This is a genomic window from Anaerozeibacter quisquiliarum, from assembly GCF_051162045.1.
Classification (GTDB): domain Bacteria; phylum Bacillota; class Clostridia; order Christensenellales; family Aristaeellaceae; genus Anaerozeibacter; species Anaerozeibacter quisquiliarum.
The window spans coordinates 1-20,144 of the sequence record NZ_JBISDI010000047.1; the positions used below are offsets into that span (position 1 = coordinate 1).

19 protein-coding genes are annotated in these 20,144 nt (G+C 63.2%); 6 read left to right on the plus strand and 13 right to left on the minus strand.

Going from position 1 to position 20,144, the window contains the following annotated elements; all coding sequences use genetic code 11:
- Nucleotides 1–13: 13 nt before the first annotated feature.
- Both ACH6CV_RS15995 and ACH6CV_RS16000 read right to left on the minus strand, forming a co-directional pair.
- Nucleotides 14–703 (minus strand): hypothetical protein, encoded by a 690-nt coding sequence (locus ACH6CV_RS15995; protein ID WP_456359219.1) that lies wholly within the window; start codon nucleotides 701–703, stop codon nucleotides 14–16.
- A gap of 120 nt (nucleotides 704–823) precedes the next feature.
- Nucleotides 824–1,381: a TetR/AcrR family transcriptional regulator gene (locus ACH6CV_RS16000; RefSeq protein ID WP_456359220.1), complete on the minus strand. Its 558-nt coding sequence runs from the start codon at nucleotides 1,379–1,381 to the stop codon at nucleotides 824–826.
- Between the two features lie 179 nt (nucleotides 1,382–1,560).
- On the opposite strand from ACH6CV_RS16000, the gene ACH6CV_RS16005 reads away from it, so the two are divergent.
- The gene (locus tag ACH6CV_RS16005) at nucleotides 1,561–3,468 is read left to right on the plus strand and encodes a methyl-accepting chemotaxis protein (RefSeq protein WP_456359221.1); all 1,908 of its coding nucleotides are present in this window, start codon (nucleotides 1,561–1,563) and stop codon (nucleotides 3,466–3,468) included.
- A 171-nt stretch (nucleotides 3,469–3,639) separates the two neighbouring features.
- Here ACH6CV_RS16005 and ACH6CV_RS16010 read toward each other — a convergent pair whose 3' ends face one another.
- The 9 genes from ACH6CV_RS16010 to ACH6CV_RS16050 all read right to left on the minus strand — a co-directional run bounded on the left by ACH6CV_RS16010 (nucleotide 3,640) and on the right by ACH6CV_RS16050 (nucleotide 14,186).
- The gene (locus tag ACH6CV_RS16010) at nucleotides 3,640–4,386 is read right to left on the minus strand and encodes an amino acid ABC transporter ATP-binding protein (RefSeq protein ID WP_456359222.1); all 747 of its coding nucleotides are present in this window, start codon (nucleotides 4,384–4,386) and stop codon (nucleotides 3,640–3,642) included.
- A 10-nt stretch (nucleotides 4,387–4,396) separates the two neighbouring features.
- Nucleotides 4,397–5,059 (minus strand): amino acid ABC transporter permease, encoded by a 663-nt coding sequence (locus tag ACH6CV_RS16015; protein WP_456359223.1) that lies wholly within the window; start codon nucleotides 5,057–5,059, stop codon nucleotides 4,397–4,399.
- A gap of 154 nt (nucleotides 5,060–5,213) precedes the next feature.
- On the minus strand, nucleotides 5,214–6,017 hold the full coding sequence (locus ACH6CV_RS16020) for an amino acid ABC transporter substrate-binding protein (RefSeq protein WP_456359224.1): 804 nt from the start codon (nucleotides 6,015–6,017) through the stop codon (nucleotides 5,214–5,216).
- Between the two features lie 87 nt (nucleotides 6,018–6,104).
- Nucleotides 6,105–7,802, minus strand: a complete 1,698-nt coding sequence (locus tag ACH6CV_RS16025; protein ID WP_456359225.1) for a sensor histidine kinase — start codon at nucleotides 7,800–7,802, stop codon at nucleotides 6,105–6,107.
- A gap of 165 nt (nucleotides 7,803–7,967) precedes the next feature.
- Nucleotides 7,968–9,380, minus strand: a complete 1,413-nt coding sequence (locus ACH6CV_RS16030) for a phosphoglucomutase/phosphomannomutase family protein (protein WP_456359226.1) — start codon at nucleotides 9,378–9,380, stop codon at nucleotides 7,968–7,970.
- 372 nt (nucleotides 9,381–9,752) lie between these two features.
- Nucleotides 9,753–12,137: a GH36-type glycosyl hydrolase domain-containing protein gene (locus ACH6CV_RS16035; RefSeq protein ID WP_456359227.1), complete on the minus strand. Its 2,385-nt coding sequence runs from the start codon at nucleotides 12,135–12,137 to the stop codon at nucleotides 9,753–9,755.
- A gap of 102 nt (nucleotides 12,138–12,239) precedes the next feature.
- Entirely contained in the window at nucleotides 12,240–12,578 is a 339-nt protein-coding gene (locus tag ACH6CV_RS16040; protein ID WP_456359228.1) for a ComEA family DNA-binding protein, read from the minus strand.
- Nucleotides 12,575–13,099, minus strand: a complete 525-nt coding sequence (locus ACH6CV_RS16045) for a hypothetical protein (protein WP_456359229.1) — start codon at nucleotides 13,097–13,099, stop codon at nucleotides 12,575–12,577. The genes ACH6CV_RS16040 and ACH6CV_RS16045 overlap by 4 nt, the downstream gene beginning before the upstream one ends.
- A gap of 571 nt (nucleotides 13,100–13,670) precedes the next feature.
- Nucleotides 13,671–14,186 (minus strand): hypothetical protein, encoded by a 516-nt coding sequence (locus ACH6CV_RS16050; protein ID WP_456359230.1) that lies wholly within the window; start codon nucleotides 14,184–14,186, stop codon nucleotides 13,671–13,673.
- Nucleotides 14,187–14,358: 172 nt separating this feature from the next.
- Between ACH6CV_RS16050 and ACH6CV_RS16055 the strand changes: the two genes are divergently transcribed.
- A complete protein-coding gene (locus tag ACH6CV_RS16055) occupies nucleotides 14,359–15,075 on the plus strand; it encodes a LytR/AlgR family response regulator transcription factor (protein ID WP_456359231.1) in 717 nt (238 codons plus the stop codon).
- A 69-nt stretch (nucleotides 15,076–15,144) separates the two neighbouring features.
- Here the strand turns inward: ACH6CV_RS16055 and murC are convergent, their stop codons facing one another.
- Nucleotides 15,145–16,554 carry a UDP-N-acetylmuramate--L-alanine ligase gene (murC, locus tag ACH6CV_RS16060; protein ID WP_456359232.1) on the minus strand — a complete coding sequence of 470 codons (1,410 nt, stop codon included), beginning with the start codon at nucleotides 16,552–16,554 and terminating at the stop codon, nucleotides 15,145–15,147.
- Between the two features lie 160 nt (nucleotides 16,555–16,714).
- On the opposite strand from murC, the gene purR reads away from it, so the two are divergent.
- The 4 genes from purR to ACH6CV_RS16080 are packed head-to-tail and all read left to right on the plus strand — an operon-like array spanning nucleotide 16,715 to nucleotide 19,740.
- Nucleotides 16,715–17,527: a pur operon repressor gene (gene purR, locus ACH6CV_RS16065; RefSeq protein WP_456359233.1), complete on the plus strand. Its 813-nt coding sequence runs from the start codon at nucleotides 16,715–16,717 to the stop codon at nucleotides 17,525–17,527.
- Between the two features lie 13 nt (nucleotides 17,528–17,540).
- Entirely contained in the window at nucleotides 17,541–18,056 is a 516-nt protein-coding gene (locus ACH6CV_RS16070; protein ID WP_456359234.1) for a cysteine hydrolase family protein, read from the plus strand.
- A gap of 26 nt (nucleotides 18,057–18,082) precedes the next feature.
- On the plus strand, nucleotides 18,083–18,787 hold the full coding sequence (locus ACH6CV_RS16075) for a DUF554 domain-containing protein (protein WP_456359235.1): 705 nt from the start codon (nucleotides 18,083–18,085) through the stop codon (nucleotides 18,785–18,787).
- 8 nt (nucleotides 18,788–18,795) lie between these two features.
- Nucleotides 18,796–19,740: an epoxyqueuosine reductase gene (locus tag ACH6CV_RS16080; protein ID WP_456359236.1), complete on the plus strand. Its 945-nt coding sequence runs from the start codon at nucleotides 18,796–18,798 to the stop codon at nucleotides 19,738–19,740.
- 20 nt (nucleotides 19,741–19,760) lie between these two features.
- Here ACH6CV_RS16080 and ACH6CV_RS16085 read toward each other — a convergent pair whose 3' ends face one another.
- Nucleotides 19,761–20,129 (minus strand): metallopeptidase family protein, encoded by a 369-nt coding sequence (locus tag ACH6CV_RS16085; protein ID WP_456359237.1) that lies wholly within the window; start codon nucleotides 20,127–20,129, stop codon nucleotides 19,761–19,763.
- Nucleotides 20,130–20,144: the final 15 nt, after the last annotated feature.

Genomic DNA, 20,144 nt, shown 5'->3' on the forward strand with positions numbered 1-20,144 from the left:
TCTGGCTTTACCCCTACGAATAGTTTAGAGCCCTTTTTTCGCTCAAGCGCTTCCTCATGTCGAAATACCCGATTAGAACTGTCCAGACGTAGGCGCAGGTCTTCGGGATCATCAGGGCGCCAGTCCAGGGGATTGTATCCGCGAACAGCACGACCGGGATGTAGAACGCGAAGCTGAGCACAATGGTCAGCCACATGTGCCGGAAAGCGTGGTCATCTTGTTCCATGGCGCTGCGATAGAACAGCATGATTATAAGGATACCCAGCGCGGCAAACGGGATGTTCCGGTAAATCGCCCAACTAAGCGGCGCGTTCGCGCTGGTCCATGCGTTCTGCGGGAAGGCACACAGAAGTATCCGGATCGCCGCCAGTCCGTATACGGCTGCTGTCAAACCTGGCTTCCCCTGTACTTTGTACCGCAGCCGCCAGACGTAATACAAAAGCACGTAAAAGAGCGTCATGGTAATCGATGTGACCAGTTTGCCGATGCCCAGCGCCGCAGTAAAGTTCTCCAGGCCCGTCGTGCACAGCGCGAAGGCACGGGGAACGAGGTGGAACGCGTCGCCCGCCCCAAGAGTCACCGCCATGATTCCGAACAGAAGGTACTGCTTGGCCTTGCTTCCTCTTCGGATCATCGCGATTCCGATTAAAATGACCGTTGATAGATAAACGATGTCAAAGATAGTTTCCATGAAAGCTTGCATGGTTGGACCTTCCTTTCTACGTGCCATTCAATCAAGCCAAACAGGCAGGGTTTTTCCTCTAAGCGGGAACGCCCTTCACTTTTGATTCCATAAGGGCTCCCCCAAAAGGCGTGGGCAATTTCAGTAGATCGCTTTCTCAATCAGGCCTAGCAAGAAATCGCAGGATGGGGCTTGTTTCACGGCCAACATGACCAGATTGTCGAATATGAAGCTGATGAAATCGTTCTTTGTGAAACCGTCGGAGAACACATCCCCCCGAACCCCTCCGTCCTCCTCGAGAGCACGCGACAACCCGAGCCGCGCATGCTCAAAGTAACGGTTCATGACCGCCCGCCCCTCATCGATTTCGCTGCCCGCGAAGCTCATCCCGTGCATGATGAAGAAGGATGGGTATCGTTTTGAACCGTTTCGGATGCTATCAAAGATCCAGCGAACGCATGCCTGGAAGCCTTGCGGCCGTCCGCACTGTTTCGAGGGATGAAAGATGTCCTCCCAGATCTTCGCGACCGTCTCGGCAATCAGGTTTGCCTTGGACGGAAAGTAGTTGTAGACGCATCCCACAGAGATATTTCCATGTTTGGCGATATTGCGAATATTGAGGGAATCGAGGCCGTCTTTTGCCGCCAAACATAAGGCAACCTCCAATAGGGCCCCCCTGGATGTCGCAGCGTTGTTCATGGGTTACCTCCTAAAGTGAACAATGTTCATTATACCGGACGGCGGATACGCTGTCAAGGTTTTTCGAACAAATCATTCTATGAAATTTACCCGCAAATTGCTTGACAGGATTGCGTTTTCGTGTATGATATACATAAAAAAATTTGTGTTAAATCATAAGGAAATGGGAAGTGTGTGACATGAGATCGGTTAAGTTTAAGTTACTGATGATATTCGGCGCGATCATTTTCGCCGTGAGCGCCAGCGTGGGCGGGGTGGCAATCACAGCGGTTACCGGCCAGTTGCTTCAAGAGGCGCGTGACCATTTGTTGGATATGGCACGTCAAGAGGCGAAGTATATCAAGGCGAGGGTGGAGGGGCGCCTGGACTATATCTCCGCGCTGGCAAAGAACCCCATACTTTTGGATCCGGATTTGACGTTTGAGCAGAAAACCGCCTTTTTTGAGGCGGAGGCCCAAAAGACGGGGTATTTGGCGTTCGCCTTTGCCGACAAAGAAGGAAACGCGACGGTTTTCAATTCCAAACATGAAACCACCAACATCGCTTCCCGTGAGTATTTTCAGACTGCGCTCAAGGGTCAGGCAGCCGTTTCGGACGTCATCGTGAGCAGCGCCACCAACCAGCTCGTCATGATTTTCGCCGCGCCGGTTTATCAGCAAGGCGAGATCGTGGGCGTTATCTACGGCAGAAGGGACGGCAATACGCTCAGTGAGATCGTATGCGAGGTAAGCTATAAGCAGACGGGCTCCGCCTTTGTAGTCAATGATAAGGGGGTGACGGTCGGACACAAAAACACCGACCTGGTCTTGGCGCAGGACAACAACATTGAGAATATGAAGGCCGATGAATCCTTGCGCGAGTTGGGGGAGCTTACGCGAAAAATGATTTCCCGCAGCATGGGCATTGGGGAATACACCTACAAAGGGGTTGCGAAAATTGTCGGATATGCGCCCGTTGAAGGCACACCCTGGGTTGTCGCATTCGCCGCTGAGCGGGACGATATTCTGACCAGCGCAAGGCTGCTGCAAAACACCCTGATTACCATCGCGGGCATAGCGGTGGCAGTCGGCGCGTTGATTACGTATCTTGTCAGCGTCGGTATAGCGAGGCCCATCAAAAAGGTAACGGTCGCCGCGCAGGAGATGGCGAAGGGGCGGTTTGATGTCACGCTGTCGGTAAAATCAAAGGATGAGGTGGGACGGCTCGCGCAGGCGTTTAACCTGACCTTGGTGCGCCTGACGGATTATCAGGGCTATATCGATGAGATATCCGAAGCCCTGTCGAATATCGCGCAAGGCAATCTGAAGGTATCCCTTAAAAAAGAATATGTGGGCCAATTTGAAAAACTGAAGGACAATCTGGAGACCCTGGTCGACGGTCTGAGCGCCACGCTGATAAAGATCCATCAAGCGGCGGAACAGGTCAGCACCGGTTCCGATCAGGTGTCCAGCGGGGCGCAGGCGCTGGCGTCCGGTTCCACCGAGCAGGCCGCTTCCATTGAGGAACTCACCGCCTCCGTGGAAAAGATCGCGGAGCAGGCGACGATGAACGCGGCCATCGTGCGCGGCTCGGCGAAGGGGGGAGAGGCCGCCGACGGAAGGCACATCGAGCAGCTCCAGCGGTCGATGACGGATATCGATACCGTCTTCCGGCAGGTGGCGGGCATCGCCAAGGTGATCGAGGACATCGCGTTCCAGACCAATATCCTCGCGCTCAATGCCGCGATAGAAGCGGCGCGCGCGGGCGAGGCCGGGAAGGGCTTTGCGGTGGTGGCGGGCGAGGTGCGCAGCCTGGCCGCGAAATCGGGCGAAGCCGCCAAGCAGACGGCGACGCTGATTCAAAGCTCCGCCGCCACGGTGACCAAGGGCACGGCAATCACCGCGCAGGTCGTCGATAACTTCAGTCAGATCGAGCAGGGCAGCGCCCAACAGGAAAGCGCGATCCATGAGATCAAGCAGGGCCTTGCCCAGATCTCCTCCATCGTGCAAGCCAACGCCGCCACCGCCGAGGAGAACTCCGCCACCAGCGAGGAGATGTCCGCGCAGGCCGCCTCGCTGCGCGATGAGGTCAGAAGGTTCAAGATGTAGCGTTCGCGCTAGGTAAGCGCTGATTAAAGCACGCGTGCGGTGGCGCGCTGAATTTTCGTCAGATTGCGCTTGCAAAATCCGAAGGCGTAGCGGCGCTACGTCGAGGATTTTGCAGGCGCAAGATGGCGCAAAGGCAGCCGCCACCGCGCGTGGGATTTGATCGGCGCTTACCTAGACCCCGTTTCCCAGGAACTTGCGGGTGCGGGGATTTATGGAATGAAACAGCTGCGCGCTCGGGCCTTGCTCGACGATCTTCCCATTCTCCATGAAGACTACGCGGTCGGCCACGTCGCGGGCGAAGCTCATCTCGTGGGTGACGACGACCATCGTCATCTTCTCCTGCGCCAGGCCCCGCATCACCGCGAGCACCTCCTGCGTCAGCTCCGGGTCGAGCGCGCTGGTCGGCTCGTCGAAGCACAGGATTTGCGGCTCCATCGCCAGCGCCCGCGCGATCGCCACCCGCTGCGCCTGGCCGCCCGACAATTGATAGGGGTAGGCATCGGCCTTGTCCTTGAGTCCCACCTTGTCGAGCAGCGCCCGCGCGCGGGCCTCGGCGGCCGATCGCTTCACCTTCTTGACCGCCATCGGCGCGTCGATCAGGTTGCGCAGAACCGACATGTGCGGGAACAGATTGAACGACTGGAACACCATGCCCATCTTGAGCGTCAGATTGCGCAGCTGCGCCTCGCTTGCGTAGCATAGCCGGCCGTTTTCCATCCGGCACATCTGCTCGCCGTCGAGCGCAATCTCGCCGGCGTCCACAGACTCGAGTCGATTCACGCAGCGCAGGAAGGTGCTCTTGCCCGAGCCCGAGGGCCCGATCAGCGCCACCACCTCGCCGCGCCCGACCGTGAGCGATATGCCGTCGAGCACGCCCTGCCCGTCGAAACCCTTGTAAATATCCGTTGCCGTCAGCATGGCGCGCCCCCTATCTATAGTAATCGAGCCTGCGCTCGAAGTATTTGCACAGCTGTTCGGCCAGACCGTTGAAGATCAGGTAGAACACCGCCGCCAGCAGGTAGGGCTCGATCGACGAGGCGCTCGACACCTGCTTCTTGGCCACGCTCATCAATTCCATCACCGCCACCGTCGAGGCCAGCGCCGTGTCCTTGACCAGCGTGATAACCTCGTTGGTCACCGGCAGCAACACCCGCTTGAACACCTGCGGCAGCACGATGCGGAAGAACACCTGCGCGCGCGTATAGCCTAGCACCTGCCCGGCCTCGCGCTGGCCCGCCGGGATCGATTGTATGCCCGAGCGGAAGATTTCCGCGAAATAAGCCGCGTAGTTGATCGTAAACGCGAAGATTACCGCCGGCAACCGATCCATCCTGAGCGCCTGTGCCAACCAGAAATAGATGAACAGCACCTGCAGCATCAGCGGTGTGCCGCGCATGATGTAGATGTAGAGCGACAGCGGCCCTGAAACATACCGGCGCCGCGACATGCGCCCGATGGCCACCAGCAGGCCCAGCGGGATCGACAGCAGCAGCGTCAGCACGAAGATGTTGAGTGTGGTGGCCATGCCTTCGAGCAGCAGCCCCGACAGCTTGAGCAGCTTTTGCGGATCGCCAAAGAATTGGATTGTCATGGCGCTTCCCTTCAAGGTTTACTTTATCACGCTAATTGGATAAATTATAGCATGAACCATGTGCCCTGTCAAGCAGGAATGTGCATATATAGAGGCAACCGATTCCCCATACCCCTCCTCGGAGGGGTATGGGGAATCGGGGGAGGCCGCCCTCTTACTCAGCCGGAATCGTCGAGATGTCGGCGCCGAACCACTCGGTCGAAATCTTCGCCGCCGTGCCGTCCTTGGCCATAGCCACGAGCAGGTTCTGCACCTCGTCGCGCAGCGCAACGTCGCCCTTGCGGAAGCCCACGCCGAAGTTGTCGTCCGCAAGCGAGGCGACAGGCACGATCGACTCGTCGCCCAGGCCCTTGATGCGGAACTCGGCCACCACCTTATCGATCAGCACCGCGTCCACGCCGCCCGCCTGCAGATCCATCAGCGCGGTCAGGTACTCGTCGTAGCGCAGCGTCTCATTAACCGATGCGCGCAGCTCGGCGTACTGCTCAAACGTATCCAGCACTTCCTCGGCGAACGAGCCCGACTGCACCGCGATCTTCTTGCCCGCCATGTCGGCGATCGACCCGATGCCGCTGTCCGCCTTGGCGTACAACAGGATTTCATTGTTGAGGTAGGGGAAACTCATCGCCATCGATTCCTCACGCGCCGGCGTGATCGACATGCCGTTCCAGATGCAGTCGATGTTGCCGCTCGAAAGTTCCAGCTCCTTGGCCGCCCATTCGATCGGCTGCAGCTTCAGTTCCACGCCCAGCCGCGCGCACACTTCCTTCGCCAGGTCCACGTCGTAGCCCACGATCTCGTTGTTCTCGTCGCGGTAACCCATCGGCGGGAAGCTGTCGTCCAGGCCCATGACCAACGTGCCCTTCTCCTTGATGGCCTCGACCGACCCGTCCTTCGCCATCGCGGTCGCACCCAGCGCCAGCAGCATGACCAACACCAAAACAAAAATCCGCTTCATGACTTGACCCATCCCTTCGCATTTGCTTTACTGTGCTAACGTGATATCATAATAGCGAAGAAGAGGCGGAATGTCAAGCGATTTGTGTTAAAAATCACACTCGATCGGCAACCGTATCTCCGCGACGGTGTCGCCCGCCTCGTTCAGGTACAGCCGGACGCTCGCGCGGCCCATGTAGATCAGCTGCAGGCGCTCTCTGACGTTGGCGAGGCCGACGTGCCCGCCCGGCCCGGCATTGCCCTCCTCGATCATCCGCGCGACCGCCTCGAGCGTGTCGGGCGCGGGGCGCTTGCCGTCGTTGACCGCCTCGAGTACGAGTTCGCCGCCCTCGCGTCGCGCGTTCAGCTCGATGCGCCCGCCGCCCGCCGGCGCGATGCCGTGTTCCGCGGCGTTTTCGAGCAGCGTCTGGATCACGAGGCGCGGAATGGGCGTCTCGAGCAGCGCCTCGTCCACCTGCTTTGCCAGCGCGACGCGGTCGCCGAAGCGCTGCGAGAGGAAGTAGAAGTAAGCGTCGGCGATCGACAGCTCCTCGCGCAGCTTGACCATGCGCTTCTCGCTCCGGTCGAGCGCGGCGTTCATCAGCACGCTCAGCGCATCCACCATGGCGCAGATGGCGTTCTCGCCGTCCATGCGCGCCTGCCAGTTAATCAACTCCAGCGCATTGTTCAGGAAGTGGGGGTTGATGCGCGACTGCATGGCCGAAATCTGCGCGTCGCGCAGCGCGATCTCCTCTTTATAGACGGTGTCGACCAGGTGTGCGAGCTTAAGCGACATCGCGCTGAACGCGTTGCCCAATTGGCCCAATTCGTCCGTGCCGCGCATCGGCACCGTGATGCCCAGCTCGCCCCGCTCGATCCGGGCGGTCGCCTCGCTGAGCAGCGTGATCGGACGGACCACGCGCCGATGCACGTAGAGCAGCACCAGCGCGCACACCGGTACGAGCGACAGCAACAGCACCGTCAGCGCGCGCATGAACCAGTCGAGGCCCTTGTACAGCAGCGCCTTGGGCTGGCGCACCAGCACCGACAAGATGTAGTCGCGGGTCTGTGCGCCGACGACATAGTCGAGGTCGCCGTTTTGGTGGCTGAGCCCCGGGGACAGCGCGTCCCAGCCGATGCCCGGCCGCGACTCGTACTCGTCCAGCCGCACCGCGGCCTGCGCGCCCCATTCGTCCGCGCCGTCCATCAGCGGCGCGAGCAGCCGCTCCTCGTCGATGCTCAGGATCAGCATGCCAAAGCGCTCGAGTCGGCTGTCGTGCAGGTTCCGAACTAGGAACAGCCCGCCGTCGCGGTAGGCGAACCGGCAGGCGGTATCGAGCGTCTCGCCCAGTTGCCGGATCGCGGGCTGAGTCTGGGCCTGGAAGAACATCGCGCGCGGATAGCCGTTCTTGGTGAACAGGAACTGCTCGGGCCACTTGACCGGGAAGAACGCCGCGTAGCGCACATAGGGGTTGCGCGCGTACCGGCGCTCCAGGTAGTTGAGCGCGACCTTGTAGAACGCCTGGTAGTTGCCGCCCGTCTGATAGCGCGAAAACGCCTGAGTCAGGTCGCCGTCGTAGGTGGCGTCCTTGGCCTGGGTTATCAGCCGGTTCACCGTATCCCGAACGCCAAGCGCCAGGTGCTCGGCACGGGTGGCCAGCGCCGCCTCGGTCTTCTCGCGCAGCGCCGGAAAGTACACCGACGGGATGCTGATGCCCAGTACCAGCGTGGGCGCGAGCCAGGCAATCAGCACGATCAGCACGATCTGCACGCGCAGCGAAGACAGCGAAGCCCATATGCGCCGCAAGGTTATTCCCTCCTTCAGAGGCCCACCGTTTCCAGCCCCCGGCAGGTAGGTTTGGGAGAGCCGGGCCCTTCCGTGCAACGTGCCCGCGGGCATGTACCGGGGGCGCGATCGGGTGCGCCCCCGCAGGCCCCAGGCAGGCGGCTCCGTGGCCCCAATGGACTCGTGTCACTCGATCCCCAGGAAGTCCGCCATCAAGCGGCACATCTCGCCGGCCTGACGCCGGTCGGGCATCTCGCTGAACACGCGCAGCATCGGCTCGGTGCCGCTGAAGCGCGCGCTGACCCAGCCGTCCTCAAAGCGCACCTTGCAGCCGTCGAAGTAGTCGGTCCTGACGACGGGCCGGCCGAAGTCGGGCAGCTGCTTCTCCACCATCAGCCGCGCCATCAGATGATCCTTCTCGGACGCGTCGAACGCGAAGTCGTGTTCGACCATCTCGTACTTGCCGTACTCGCGCTCGAGCTGACGCGTGAGGTCGCTCATCTTCATCCCGGTCACGGCCAGCATCTCCACCATCAGCGAGGCGGCGTATACCGCATCCTTGCCCGATATGTAGCCGCGCACGGTCAGCCCGCCCGACGATTCGCCGCCCAGCAGCGCGTCGTATTGCTTCATGCCGGAGGATATGTGCTTGAAGCCGACGGGCACCTCGTAGCAGCGCTCGCCTTCGGCCTCGGCCACCTTGTCCAGCAGGTGCGTGGTCACGAGGTTGCGCACCACCGGCCCGCGCTGGCCCTTGAACTTGAGCAGGTAATAGTACAAAAGCGCCAGCACCTGGTTGAACGGGATGAAGGCGCCCGTCTCGTCCACCACGCCCAGCCGGTCGGCGTCGCCATCGGTCGCAAGGCCGAGGTCGGCGTGCTTCTCCACCACCGCGGTGCGCAGCGCGTTCAGCGTCTCCATGCTGGGCGCGGGCATACGCCCGCCGAAGAGCGCGTCGTGCTGCTCATGGATCACGTCCACCTCGCAGCGCGCCGTGCACAGGATGGTCAAAACCGGCATGCGGCTTACCCCGTACATCGGATCGAGCACGACCTTGAGCGCTCGTTCGCGGATCTTGCGCACGTCGATTGAGGCGAGGATGTCGTCGAGGTACTGGTTTTGCGGGTTGATCGCCTCGACCGCGCCGCTCTCGAGCGCCTTATCGAACGGGATCGAAGAGATGTCCTCGGGCGCGATTGCGTTGCACTCGTCCGACAGGGGAGAAGTGATCGAGGTGTCGGCGTCGCGCCCGCCCAAGGTGAACAGCTTGATGCCGTTGTAGAGCGCGGGGTTGTGGCTCGCCGTGACCATCATGCCGTAGGGCAGCCCGGCCCGGCGCACGGTGTACATAATGAGCGGGGTCGGCGCGTCGTGGCCGATGAACTTCACCGGGATGTTTGAGGCCGCCATCACCTCGCTGGCCCACTCCGCGGCCTGCCGCGACAGGAAGCGCCGGTCGTAACCCACCACGATACCGCGCTGGTCGACCTGTTCGTCGATCATGCGTCGCGCCAGCGCCTGCGCCACGCGCCGCACGTTCTGCTTGGTAAAACCCTCGCCAATCAAGGCGCGCCAGCCGCCGGTCCCGAATGCAATCATATTGGCCTCCTGTATGTTGTAAAGGAGATGGAGGAGTACATCGCCCTAGGTAACCGCTGATCAAATCCCACGCGCGGGGGCGGTTGCATTTTCGCCAGCTCAGGCCCGCAGAATCCTCGACGTAGCGCTGCTACGCCTTCGGATTTTGCAAGCCCAATCCGGCAAAAATTCCCCTCGCCATCGCACGCGTGCTTTAATCAGCGCTTACCTAGGTAACCGCTGATCAAATCCCACGCGCGGAGACGGATGCTTTTCCGCCCCGGTGCGCCTGCAAAAACACTTGAATTAGCGCTGCTAGTCCCGCGGTTTTTGCAGGCACACCGGAACGAAAAACCACCTCGCCGCCGCACGCGCGCTTTAATCAGCGCTTACCTAGCCCATCGTGATCTTCACTCGATGGCGCGTACTTTCGGGGAAGCAGGGGATGCGCCGCACGCTTTCGCCGTCCACCTCGACCGCCGTCACGCCCTTCTCGACATGCCCCGGGTTGACCACCTCGATCTCGTAGACCGCGCCGCGCCAGACGCGCCGCAGCTTGAACCCGTCCCAGTCGGCGGGGATACAGGGGTCGATCGTGAGGGAATCGTAGTCCGGGCGCACGCCCAGCATGTAGCGCGTGGCGGCGTAGTAGGCCCAGCCGGCGGAGCCGGTCATCCAGGGGTGGCGCGCGCGGCCGTGCGCCGTGTGCGCCTCGCCCATGATGAACTGGCAGTAGCTGTAGGGCTCGCTCTGGCGCAGCTCGATCATATCATTTTGACCCGCGGGAAGCAAGGCGTCGTAGAACTTCATCGCGCGCGTGCCGCGCCCGAGCCGGCACTCGGCCACCCAGGCCCAGGGGTTCGAGTGGCTGAAGATCGCGCCGTTTTCCTTGACGCCGGGGTAGACCCGCGTCACGAAGCCGATCGCGTCGTCGACCGTCTTAAAGCAGGGCGCGTTGAGCATCAGCCCGAACGGGGTGTACAGGTATTCGTCCACCGCGTCCATCGCCAAGCGGCCCTGCGCCTCGGTCGCCGCGCCCGACACCACGGCCCAGGCGTTCGACTCCAGGTGCACCTTGCCCTCGGCGCATTCGTCGGAGCCGATCTTGCGCCCGTCGCCGGTGAAGCCGCGCAGGAACCAGCGCCCGTCCCAGAGCACGGTCTGGCAGACGCGCTTCATTTCACGGTGGCGCTCGCCGTATAGCGCGACGTCGTCCGGCTTGCCCAGCCGCTCCGCGAGCGCGAGGAAGTGCTCGCCCGCCCACACATACAGCGCGGATACCATCGCGCTCTCGCCGCCGCCCAGGTTCAGGCAGTCGTTCCAGTCGGCGCGCAGGCCCTTGCACACGCCGTTCGCGCCGCGCTGCGCCCACGAAAATTCCAGGATCTGCTTCATGTGACCGTACACCGTGGCCTCGCCTTCGTCGGCGTAGGGGATTACCTCATTGAGGAAGGCCATGTCGCCGGTTTCTTTCAGGTATTCGCAGATTGCCGGGATCAGCCACAACGCGTCGTCGGCGCACACGTCCTTGAGGCCGTGAATCAGCTCGGACTTATCGGGCGTCGGCACCACGGTGGGAGACTTGAACGGCGGCGTTTCCTTTTCCTCGAACCAGGCCGGGTCGAACAGGTGCAGCCCGTAGCCCCGGCTGACCTGCCCGCGCAGCAGCTGGCGGATGCGCGTCAGGCACATGCCGGGGTTCGAGTGGGGTACGCACATGGCGTCCTGCGCGGTGTCGCGGTAGCCCAGGCCGGTGCGCCCGCCGACCTCGATGAACGAGGCGAAGCGCGAGAAGGTGACGTTCACCTCGGCCTGGTACAGGTTCCACAGGTTGAGGCTGTGGTTCATGTTCTCGCTCGGCGTGTCCACCTGCAAGCGGTCGAGCTTGCCGGCCCAGTGATCTTTAAGCGCCGCGAAGGCCCGGTCGACCGCCTCAAAGGGGTACCGTTCCCGCGCCGCGCGCGCGGCCTTGGCGTCGCCCTGGCCCAGCAGGAAGATCAGCCGAACCTCCCCGCCCGGCTGGAGCGTGAATTTCTTTTGCAGCGCGCCGCAGTGGTTGCCGCACTTTTCGAAGCTGTTGCTCATGCGGCCTTCCGCCACCGCGCGCGGGTTCGACTCGCTCCCGTAGACGCCGATGAAGGCGTCGCGCAGGCAGTCGTAGCCGTCGGGCGTAAAATTGGCGGTGAAGAACTGGCGGCTGTTTGGCTCGTAGTGCAGCTCGTACTCGACCGCTCCGTCCACATAGGAGGACCCGGCGGCGTACAGGCTCATCTGAAAGTTCTGGTTGTCCATATCGATGTGGTGGAACGAAAATTCCAGGTAGCCGAAGGCGCTCAAGGAGCGCGGCGCGTCGCCGTCGTTGCTGACGCGCACGTCCCACAGCAGCACGTCGTCGTCCCGCGGGATGAACAGCGTCTGGCTGGCCGATATATCTTTGTATGCGCAGGTGTAGGTGGAATAGCTCAGCCCGTGGCGGCATCCGTAGCGCGCCTGATCGAGCGGCTTGCCGACCGGCTGCCACGAGACCGACCAAAAATCGCCGTCCGCCTCGTCGCGCAGGTAAAGGTAGTAGCCGGGCCGGTCGAGCGGCACGCCGTTGGGGCGGAAGCGGGTGATCCGGTGATACTGGGGCGAGTTCAGCCAGGCGTAGCCGCCCGCCGTGTGGTTGACGACCGCTCCCATCCGCTGTGTGCCCAGGTAGTTGGTCCAGGAAACGGGCACATCGACCCGATCGACGGCGTATTCGCGGTTGGCCGCGTCAAAGAAACCATAGCGCATGGAGCCGTTCCTCCCATCCTATCGTGATGCTATCATAGCATGCCTACGGCTCCGTGTGAAATGGCTGCGCATGTCCTTTGTTGTCGTGGATTGTCGTCCTTATTACGGCGCAACGACGCGTTCGCGGATCGCGGTCAGCTTGCCCGGCCCGATGCCCGGAATGTTCAGCAGATCCTCGGGCGAATTGAAGCGGCCGTGGGCCGCGCGATATGCCGTGATACGCCCCGCCAGCGCCTCGCCGATGCCTGGAAGCGCCGTGAGCAGCGCCTCGTCGGCTGCGTTTAAGTCGATCAGCGCGCGCCCGTCCCGGCGCACCACGCCTCCGGACGCATGCGCGCCGCGCGCGTAGACCATGCGGGGAGGCCGCCGCGTAAAGCCCAGCGCGGCCAGCGCCATGAGCGCGATCAGCGCGGCCAGCACGAGGCCGCTGCGCGGCTTCACTTGAGGCTGCCGCGCGACATCAGCAGATCGCTGCCGGCGAACCGCGCGTTCAGGTCGGTCTCCATCTGAGTCATATAGCTGCTCAACGTGTCCTGCGCCAGGCGGGGCGACGTGCCCTCGGCGATGTTGCGCGCGATTTGCGCGATGGCCAGGTCGATCTGGCCGAAGATATCCTGATCGATCATCGAGCTTTGCGGCCCGTAGGTCTCGACCATGACCTTGTTGAGCTCGCCGGCGGCGAACAGGTGCAGCTTCATCGCCGGCAGGATATCGCCCTGCACATTGGCGCCGGGCAGGCTCATTTTCTCGAACGTGCGCGTCGCCTGGCCGAGGTTTGATTGAATTTGTGTGGCCAGTTGCTGCCGCCCGAACGCCAACCGCCCTTGCGCGCGGCCCTTGAGCACGCCCACGACGATGAGCGCGCCGGTCAGCGCGACCAGCAGAGCGATCGCCGCGTACCGCGGATAGCGCTGGGTGGGATGCACCCGACTGCGTGTTTTCTTAAGCTTAAAGAATCCCATACCTAGCTTCCTTTCCCCGCAAGGTCGTCCGTGGAAGGGCGTGTATATCCATATATACACCTTTAAATCCATATTTATTCGCCATAACTCCGCAAAAATCCTGCTTGTGGGCGACTTTATGGCGATATCTTCGATTTATTATTCATCTGATTTCATTTTCGGCACAAATTCCGGTCGGTTTTCCACAAATTATCCACGTTAAATATACGCTCATACAGCCCGGAATTGGAAACCTTTGGCTTGCGTCGGGGCAAGGCCGCTGGTATACTGAAGGTACGCATCTCGGGCAAGGGGCCTCGGGTTGGAGGGCGGCGCGGCACAGCCTGCGGCAAGCCGGCCGCGCCGCCCGACGCGGCGGAGCTTGCGCTGTGCGAAGACAAACGCGCCCATCCGCGTCAGGGCGGATGAGCGCGAGGGATGCCTGGCCGTCGTATACAACGATTTCGGCGGCGGATGGCGCGAACAGGACGACGCGATCCAATCCCGCGAGCGCGGTTTCGAGTTCATCGCGCGCGGGCATCGGTTTGAATGCGCAGCCGTGATGCGCATGGATTCGGCTGCGCCTTCGGCCTCATCCCTCGGTGTCGGCGTCGAACTGGATGCTTTGCAGCATCGCCGCGGCTGCCTTGATGTCCTCTTCGGTCAGCGTGCCGTTCACCCGTACCGCGGCCACGTCGCAGAACCAGCCGTTCAGCAGCGACATGTAGTGCAGTTGGGTGCCGTCGCCCGAGCCCACGAGCAGCAGCTTGTAACTGTCTGTTTCGGCCGTATCGAATTGAGGGTCGGTCACCGAGTTCATGACACCCTGGATCAACTGCTGGCCTTCCTCATCGGTCAGATCCTCGATCCACTTGCCCTCGAACGCCTCGATATAGGCCAGCGAGTAGACGTATTTAAGGTTGTCGTCGCCGTCCACGGAAATGCCCAGCGCGGCGACATTGTCGTCCGAGATGTCTTCGGCCTGCATGCCTTCGGGCACTTCGATCGTGACGCCGGCGCTTTCGAGGTAGAACGGTGAAGCGGACGCCGTTGCGGCGAGGCCGAAGATCAGCACAAGGGCCAGAGAGAGCGAAGACAGTTTTTTCATGGGGGAGATCCTCCTTACGTGATTGGTTACCAAAATCCGGTAAACCTCCGTCAATTATATCACCCGCGCGGTGACCCTGGGAAGCGCGGTTCGCGCGCCGCGAACGCCCCTTGACAACCGCGGGAGAATAGATAGAATAAAATTTTTACGGCGTGGGAAGGCGGTATTCGAATTGAATCCGACGGCCATTGCGATCTGCGAGGATCAGGCGCAAGACATGGAGCGCCTCGCGGGGCTGATCGAAGGCAGCCTTGCGGCGCGGGGGCAGGCGTGCGCCATCCATAGGTTTCTGTCGGGCGAGGCGCTGATCGAGGCGTTCCGCCCGGGGCGATTCGACTGGGTGTTTCTCGACATGTACCTGGGCGGCGTGAACGGGATCGAGACCGCGCGGGCGCTGCGCCGGGAGGACGAGCGCCTAAGCATTGTTTTCACCACGTTCAGCCCGGAATTTGCGCTGGAGAGCTACCGGGTGCGCGCGGTGCACTACCTGATGAAGCCGGTTTCTGAGGCCGATTTGGCCGAGGTGTGGGCGAGGGGAGAGCTGACCGCGCGCCCCGCCGAGCACATTACGCTGATGGTCGACCGAAGGCCGCTGGACATTGCGCTCGCGGACATTCTGTACATCGAGGCCGAAAACAAGCTGTGCCGCATCCATACGAGCAAGGAGGTGCTCTGCGCGCGCATCTCCATCGACCAGCTGGCGCTGATGCTTAAGAGCCCGCCGTTTTGCCGCTGTCACCGCGGCTACATCGCCAACTTCGACCATGTCGCGCGCGTGAACGGGGACTTCGTGCTGAACAACGGCGCCGTCGTCTACATCCGCAAGAACGAGCAGGCGCGCATTCGGCAAATGTACTTTCAGTATTTGATCGGGAGCGCGCGGGATTGATACCAATCGAGACCATTCCTACGTCCATCAGGCGGCGCGAGGATGAAAAGGCGCCGCCTGATGAACGCATTACTGGTCTCGATTGGTAGAAGAGTCCCCGTGCTCCTTGATCTGGTCGTTGAGCCTGTCGATGTCGCCGCAGCCCAGCGTGATTACCAGGTCGCCCGGATGCCAGTTGGCGCGCAGGAAATGCTCCGTGTCGTCGAAGCTGGGCGTCAGGTGCGCGTCCACGCCCCGCGCGCGCAGCGGCTCAATCAGCATCTCGCTCGAGATATCGCCCGGGTCTGCCTCGCGCGCGGCGCAGATGTCGGTAATCAGCAGCCGGTCGGCGTCGCCGAAGGTGCCGAGGAATTGGTCGAACAGCTTCTTGGTGCGCGAGTAGGTGTGGGGCTGCCACACCGCCCAGAGCGTCTCGTGAGGCTGGAGTTTGGCCACGCGCAGCGCGTTCTTGATCTCCGCGGGATTGTGTCCGTAGTCCTGGTAGACGCGCACCCCGTCGGTCACGCTCGTCAAGTCAAAGCGCCGATGCGCGCCCTTGAAGCGAGCGAGGCTCTCGGCCACCCGCTGCATGGGCAGCTGCAAGAGCTCGGCTACCGCGATCGCGGCCAGCGCGTCCAGCAGGTTGTGCTCGCCGGGCACACTAAGCTCCACCTCGCACAACGGATGGCCGAACAGCCGCGCGGTGAAGCGGGCGCGGCCCAGCTCGTCGTAGGACACCGGGTCGGCCGTCAGCTCGTTGTGCGATCCGAGGCCGTAGGAGCGGGTGCGGCGGTTCGATTGTTCAAGCACGCGCCGCACGCGCGCGTCGTCGCCCCAGCCCACGCACACGCCGCCTTCCTCGGGCGTCAGCGCCGCGAAGGCGTGGAACGCCCGCTCGATGTCGTCGATGTCCTTGTAGAAGTCGAGGTGATCCTCGTCGATGTTGGTGATGACCGCGATCGTCGGCTTCAATTTTAAGAAACTGCCGGCGAATTCGCAGGCCTCGGCCACGAATACATCGCGGCTGCCCAGGAGGGTAGAACCGCCCAGCGCGTCGAGCTCGCCGCCGATATGCACCGTAGGTCGGGCGCCGCACTCCATCAGCACCTGCGAAAGCATCGCGGTGGCGGTGGTCTTGCCGTGGGTGCCGCTGATGCCGATGGATGCTTCATACCCCTCCATCAGCTGGCCGAGCAGCGCCGCCCGCTCGATCTCGGGGATGCCGAGGCGCGCGGCCGCCCGCCGCTCGGGGTTGGCCTCGGAGACGGCGGCGGTGTAAACCAAGAGGTCGGCGCCTTCGACATTGCGCGCGTCGTGCCCGATCGCGACCGGGATGCCGGAGGCGATCAGCGCGTCGGTCTTGTGCGAGCGGTCGCGGTCGCTGCCCGACACGGCGTACCCGAGGCTGCGCATCAGCTGCGCCAAGCCCGACATCGAGCAACCGCCGATGCCCACGAAGGCCACCTTCTTGCCCACAAAGTCCCGAATGTGCGCGCCCATGCCGCATGCCCCCTCATCAGCCGTTTCTTAAGAAAGCCAATGACATTATACTAAAGCCCGCCGCCTCGCGGTGTTAAATGTTTGCTCAAGATGGAAAACCAAACAGAGGCGAATTATAATGAACAGAAATGATTAAATATTCGGAAACTGGGGGACGGGCATGGAACGGATCAAACGCAACGAGAGGCTGGGGGTCATGCTGCGCACGCTGTGCGAGACGCCGGGCCGCATCCACACGCTGAGCGAGTTTTGCGCGCTGTTCGGCGCGGCCAAATCCACCGTGAGCGAGGACATCGAGATGCTCAAGGGAGCGCTCGAGCGCTTCGGCCAGGGCGAACTGGGCACGGTGGCGGGGGCGGCGGGCGGCGTGCGCTACCGCGGCACGATCGGGGCCGACCAGGCGCGCGCGCTGCTCACCGGGCTGGCGAACACGCTGAGCGCGCCCGACCGGCAACTGCCGGGCGGGTTTTTGTACACGTCGGATGTGGCCGGCAACCCCGAGCTGGCCGCGCGCCTGGGTCAGCTGCTGGCCCAGCGGTACTACGACGCGCGCGCGCACTTCGTGCTGACGATGGAGACCAAGGGTATCCCGATCGCGATGATGACGGCGCGGGCGCTGGACGTGCCGCTGGTGATCGCGCGGCGCGATTCGCGCGCCTACGAGGGCCCGGCCGTCAAGATCAACTACGTCGCGGGCCGTTCGAGCGAGAAGATCGAGACCATGTCGCTGGCGCGGCGAATGGTCGCGCCCGGCCAGCGCGCGCTGATCGTCGACGACTTCATGAAGGGCGGCGGCACCTTGCGCGGCATGGTGGACATGATGGCCGAGTTCCAGGCCGAGGTGGTGGGCGTGGGCGTGATGATCGCGACCGCCGAGCCGCCCGTAAAGCGCGTGGAGGGCGTCGTGTCGCTGCTCACGCTGCACGGCGCGGGCGAGGGCTTCAAGGTTACACCTTCTGAAATCTACCGGTAACGGAGGCTTTGCCATGGCAGATATGCTGCTCGTCGTCGACGCGCAGAACGACTTCATCGACGGCGCGCTCGGGTCCGAGTACGCGCTGTCGATCGTCCCGAACATCGCCCGGAAGATCAGGCGGTTCGACGGAACGGTCGTGTTTACGCGCGACACGCATGATCGCGGCTACCTGGATACCCAGGAGGGCAAAATGCTGCCGATTACGCATTGCGTCGCCGGTTCGCACGGCTGGGCGATCAACGCGCAGATCGCCGGCGCGCGGCCGGGTATGTGCATCGACAAGCGCACATTCGGGATGGATAAGGATCAAATTGCTCAGATGGCGCAGCAGCAGCCGTCGTCGATCCACATCGTCGGCTATGTCACCGACATCTGCGTGATTACCAATGCGCTCGCGCTCAAGACGGCCCTGCCCCAGACGCCGATTTACGTGGACGCCGCCTGCTGCGCCGGCACCTCGAAGGGCGCCCACGACGCGGCGCTTACGGTGATGAAATCGTGCCAGGTAGTGGTTGAGGGCGCGTAATCTGTACGAATGAAGAGGTATCCCCAATGATCGGAGTATGGGCTAACGCGCTGACGGTCGCGGTAGGCGGGCTGATCGGCACCTTTTTGCGCGGCGGCATATCGGAGAAGTTCCGCGCAACCGTCAACCACGCGCTCGGGCTGTGCGTACTGGTGATCGGCATTTCGGGCGCGATCGCCACGAAGGATATGATGGGCGTGATCGTCTCGGTGGTGGTCGGCGCGGGGCTGGGCGAGGCGGCGGGGATCGAGCCGGCGCTCGACCGGCTGGGCGACTGGGCGCAGGCGCGCTTTGCGCGGGGCGACAGCTCGTTTTCGCAGGGCTTCGTCAGCGCGACGCTGCTGTTCTGCGTGGGTGCGATGGCGGTGGTGGGCTCGCTCGAGGCCGGGCTGAGAAATCAGCCCGACACGCTGCTGGCCAAGGCGGCGCTCGACGGGGTGGCGGCGGTGATCCTCGCCTCGACGATGGGGCCGGGGGTGATCCTGTCGCTGGTGCCGCTGACGATCTACCAGGGCGGCATCGCGCTGCTGGCGACCCATGTCGCGCCGCTTTTGTCGCCCGCGCTGATCGGCGAGCTGTCGGCGGTGGGCAGCGTGATGATCGTCGCGCTGTCGCTCAACATGCTGGGGTTGATGAAGCCGCGCATCAAGGTGGCGAACCTGCTGCCCGGCATGCTGGTCGTCCTGCTGTATGCGCCGGTGGCCGGATGGATTGCCGCGCGGTTTATGTGATGGATGATGTGAAGAGGGCATTGTTCGAGGAGGCGCGCCGCCTGGGGTTCGACCGCATGGCGGTTACGTTGCCGCGCGTGCTCGAGCGCTGGCGCGCCGAGGCGCTTGCGCGGCCCGACCGGCGCTGGGCGGACCTCGCGGCCGATCCGCACGTGCTCATGCCGGAAGCCGCGCGGGTGATCGTGCTGGCGCGCGCGTACCGGCCCTACCGCGCTCGGGCGGGCGAGGCCGCGATCGACGCCTACTACCTTTGCTCGAACGCCGCGCACCTTTCGGCGCGAATGCTCGCCGATTGGCTGACCGCGCGCGGCGCGCGGGCGCTTGCGGGCGTCAAGCTGCCGGCCAAGGCGGTGGCATCCGAGGCCGGCTTCGCGCGTTACGGGCTGAGCGGGCTGACCTATATGGAAGGGCTGGGCTCGCGCTACGCGCTCGAGGCGCTGCTGACCGACGCGGAGCTGCCGACGGACGATGCGCCTCCGAGCGAAGGATTTGCTCCGCGTTGCGCGCACTGCCGCGCCTGCGTCGCCGCCTGTCCGACCGGCGCGCTGTCCGGCGACGGGCGGGTGGACACGGCGCGTTGCCTGCGCGCGCTGCCGGCGGGCGAGCCGGTGGACGAGGCGCGGCGCGCGCTCGTGGGTGCGAGCCTGCTCGGCTGCGACCTCTGCCAGCGCGCCTGTCCGATCAACGCGGGGATTGCTGAACAGGACATGCCGGACGAACTGGCGCGCGCGCTCGGCTTGCCGGGCCTGCTGCGCGGTGAACGAACGGCGCTGGCCGCGCTGATCGGCGACAACTACGCGCGAACAAAGCGCGTACAAGCGCGCGCCTGCCTGATCGCGGCCAACCTTATGCGCCGCGACTGTGTGCCGCTGATCGAGGCGCTGGCAAACGACGATCACCCCGCCGTGCGCGCGCACGCCCGCTGGGCGGCCGAGCAACTGCGGGTGCGATAAACCCTCGGGGGCCGCGGGCGTCAGTTGCGCCCGCGGTTTTTATATGCTTCCAGGAACCGCCGGTCTTTTTCTTCGAGCGAGCGCTCGCCGGCCAACGACTCCAAGTGATGGGTGAACTCGTGCAGCAGCACCTCGCGCAGCTCATGCCGAAGGCCGGGCTCGCCGAGCGCGCCGAACACCCGCGCGAACGAGCCGTAGTAGATGCTGATGTAGCGCCCCATCGCCCCGCCCCGGTGGTATTCGCCCAGGGTGTACAGCCCGGCGGCCGCCGGGTTGCTGCGCGCATCAGGCAGCAGACAGATGCCGCCGTTGAGCGCCTCAAAAAACGCCGGAGGCAGCTCGGCGCACAGCTCGTCCAGCAGCGTCTGCACCCGCTCGATTGAGACCATGTTCCCTCCTCGCAG

What these genes read in the sequence shown, in the direction of transcription:
- ACH6CV_RS15995 (WP_456359219.1), bottom strand. Translation starts at nt 703, where the DNA reads ATGCAAGCTTTCATGGAAACTATCTTTGACATCGTTTATCTATCAACG.
- ACH6CV_RS16000 (WP_456359220.1), bottom strand. Translation starts at nt 1,381, where the DNA reads ATGAACAACGCTGCGACATCCAGGGGGGCCCTATTGGAGGTTGCCTTA.
- ACH6CV_RS16005 (WP_456359221.1), top strand. Translation starts at nt 1,561, where the DNA reads ATGAGATCGGTTAAGTTTAAGTTACTGATGATATTCGGCGCGATCATT.
- ACH6CV_RS16010 (WP_456359222.1), bottom strand. Translation starts at nt 4,386, where the DNA reads ATGCTGACGGCAACGGATATTTACAAGGGTTTCGACGGGCAGGGCGTG.
- ACH6CV_RS16015 (WP_456359223.1), bottom strand. Translation starts at nt 5,059, where the DNA reads ATGACAATCCAATTCTTTGGCGATCCGCAAAAGCTGCTCAAGCTGTCG.
- ACH6CV_RS16020 (WP_456359224.1), bottom strand. Translation starts at nt 6,017, where the DNA reads ATGAAGCGGATTTTTGTTTTGGTGTTGGTCATGCTGCTGGCGCTGGGT.
- ACH6CV_RS16030 (WP_456359226.1), bottom strand. Translation starts at nt 9,380, where the DNA reads ATGATTGCATTCGGGACCGGCGGCTGGCGCGCCTTGATTGGCGAGGGT.
- ACH6CV_RS16035 (WP_456359227.1), bottom strand. Translation starts at nt 12,137, where the DNA reads ATGCGCTATGGTTTCTTTGACGCGGCCAACCGCGAATACGCCGTCGAT.
- ACH6CV_RS16045 (WP_456359229.1), bottom strand. Translation starts at nt 13,099, where the DNA reads ATGGGATTCTTTAAGCTTAAGAAAACACGCAGTCGGGTGCATCCCACC.
- ACH6CV_RS16050 (WP_456359230.1), bottom strand. Translation starts at nt 14,186, where the DNA reads ATGAAAAAACTGTCTTCGCTCTCTCTGGCCCTTGTGCTGATCTTCGGC.
- murC (WP_456359232.1), bottom strand. Translation starts at nt 16,554, where the DNA reads ATGGGCGCGCACATTCGGGACTTTGTGGGCAAGAAGGTGGCCTTCGTG.
- purR (WP_456359233.1), top strand. Translation starts at nt 16,715, where the DNA reads ATGGAACGGATCAAACGCAACGAGAGGCTGGGGGTCATGCTGCGCACG.
- ACH6CV_RS16070 (WP_456359234.1), top strand. Translation starts at nt 17,541, where the DNA reads ATGGCAGATATGCTGCTCGTCGTCGACGCGCAGAACGACTTCATCGAC.
- ACH6CV_RS16075 (WP_456359235.1), top strand. Translation starts at nt 18,083, where the DNA reads ATGATCGGAGTATGGGCTAACGCGCTGACGGTCGCGGTAGGCGGGCTG.
- ACH6CV_RS16085 (WP_456359237.1), bottom strand. Translation starts at nt 20,129, where the DNA reads ATGGTCTCAATCGAGCGGGTGCAGACGCTGCTGGACGAGCTGTGCGCC.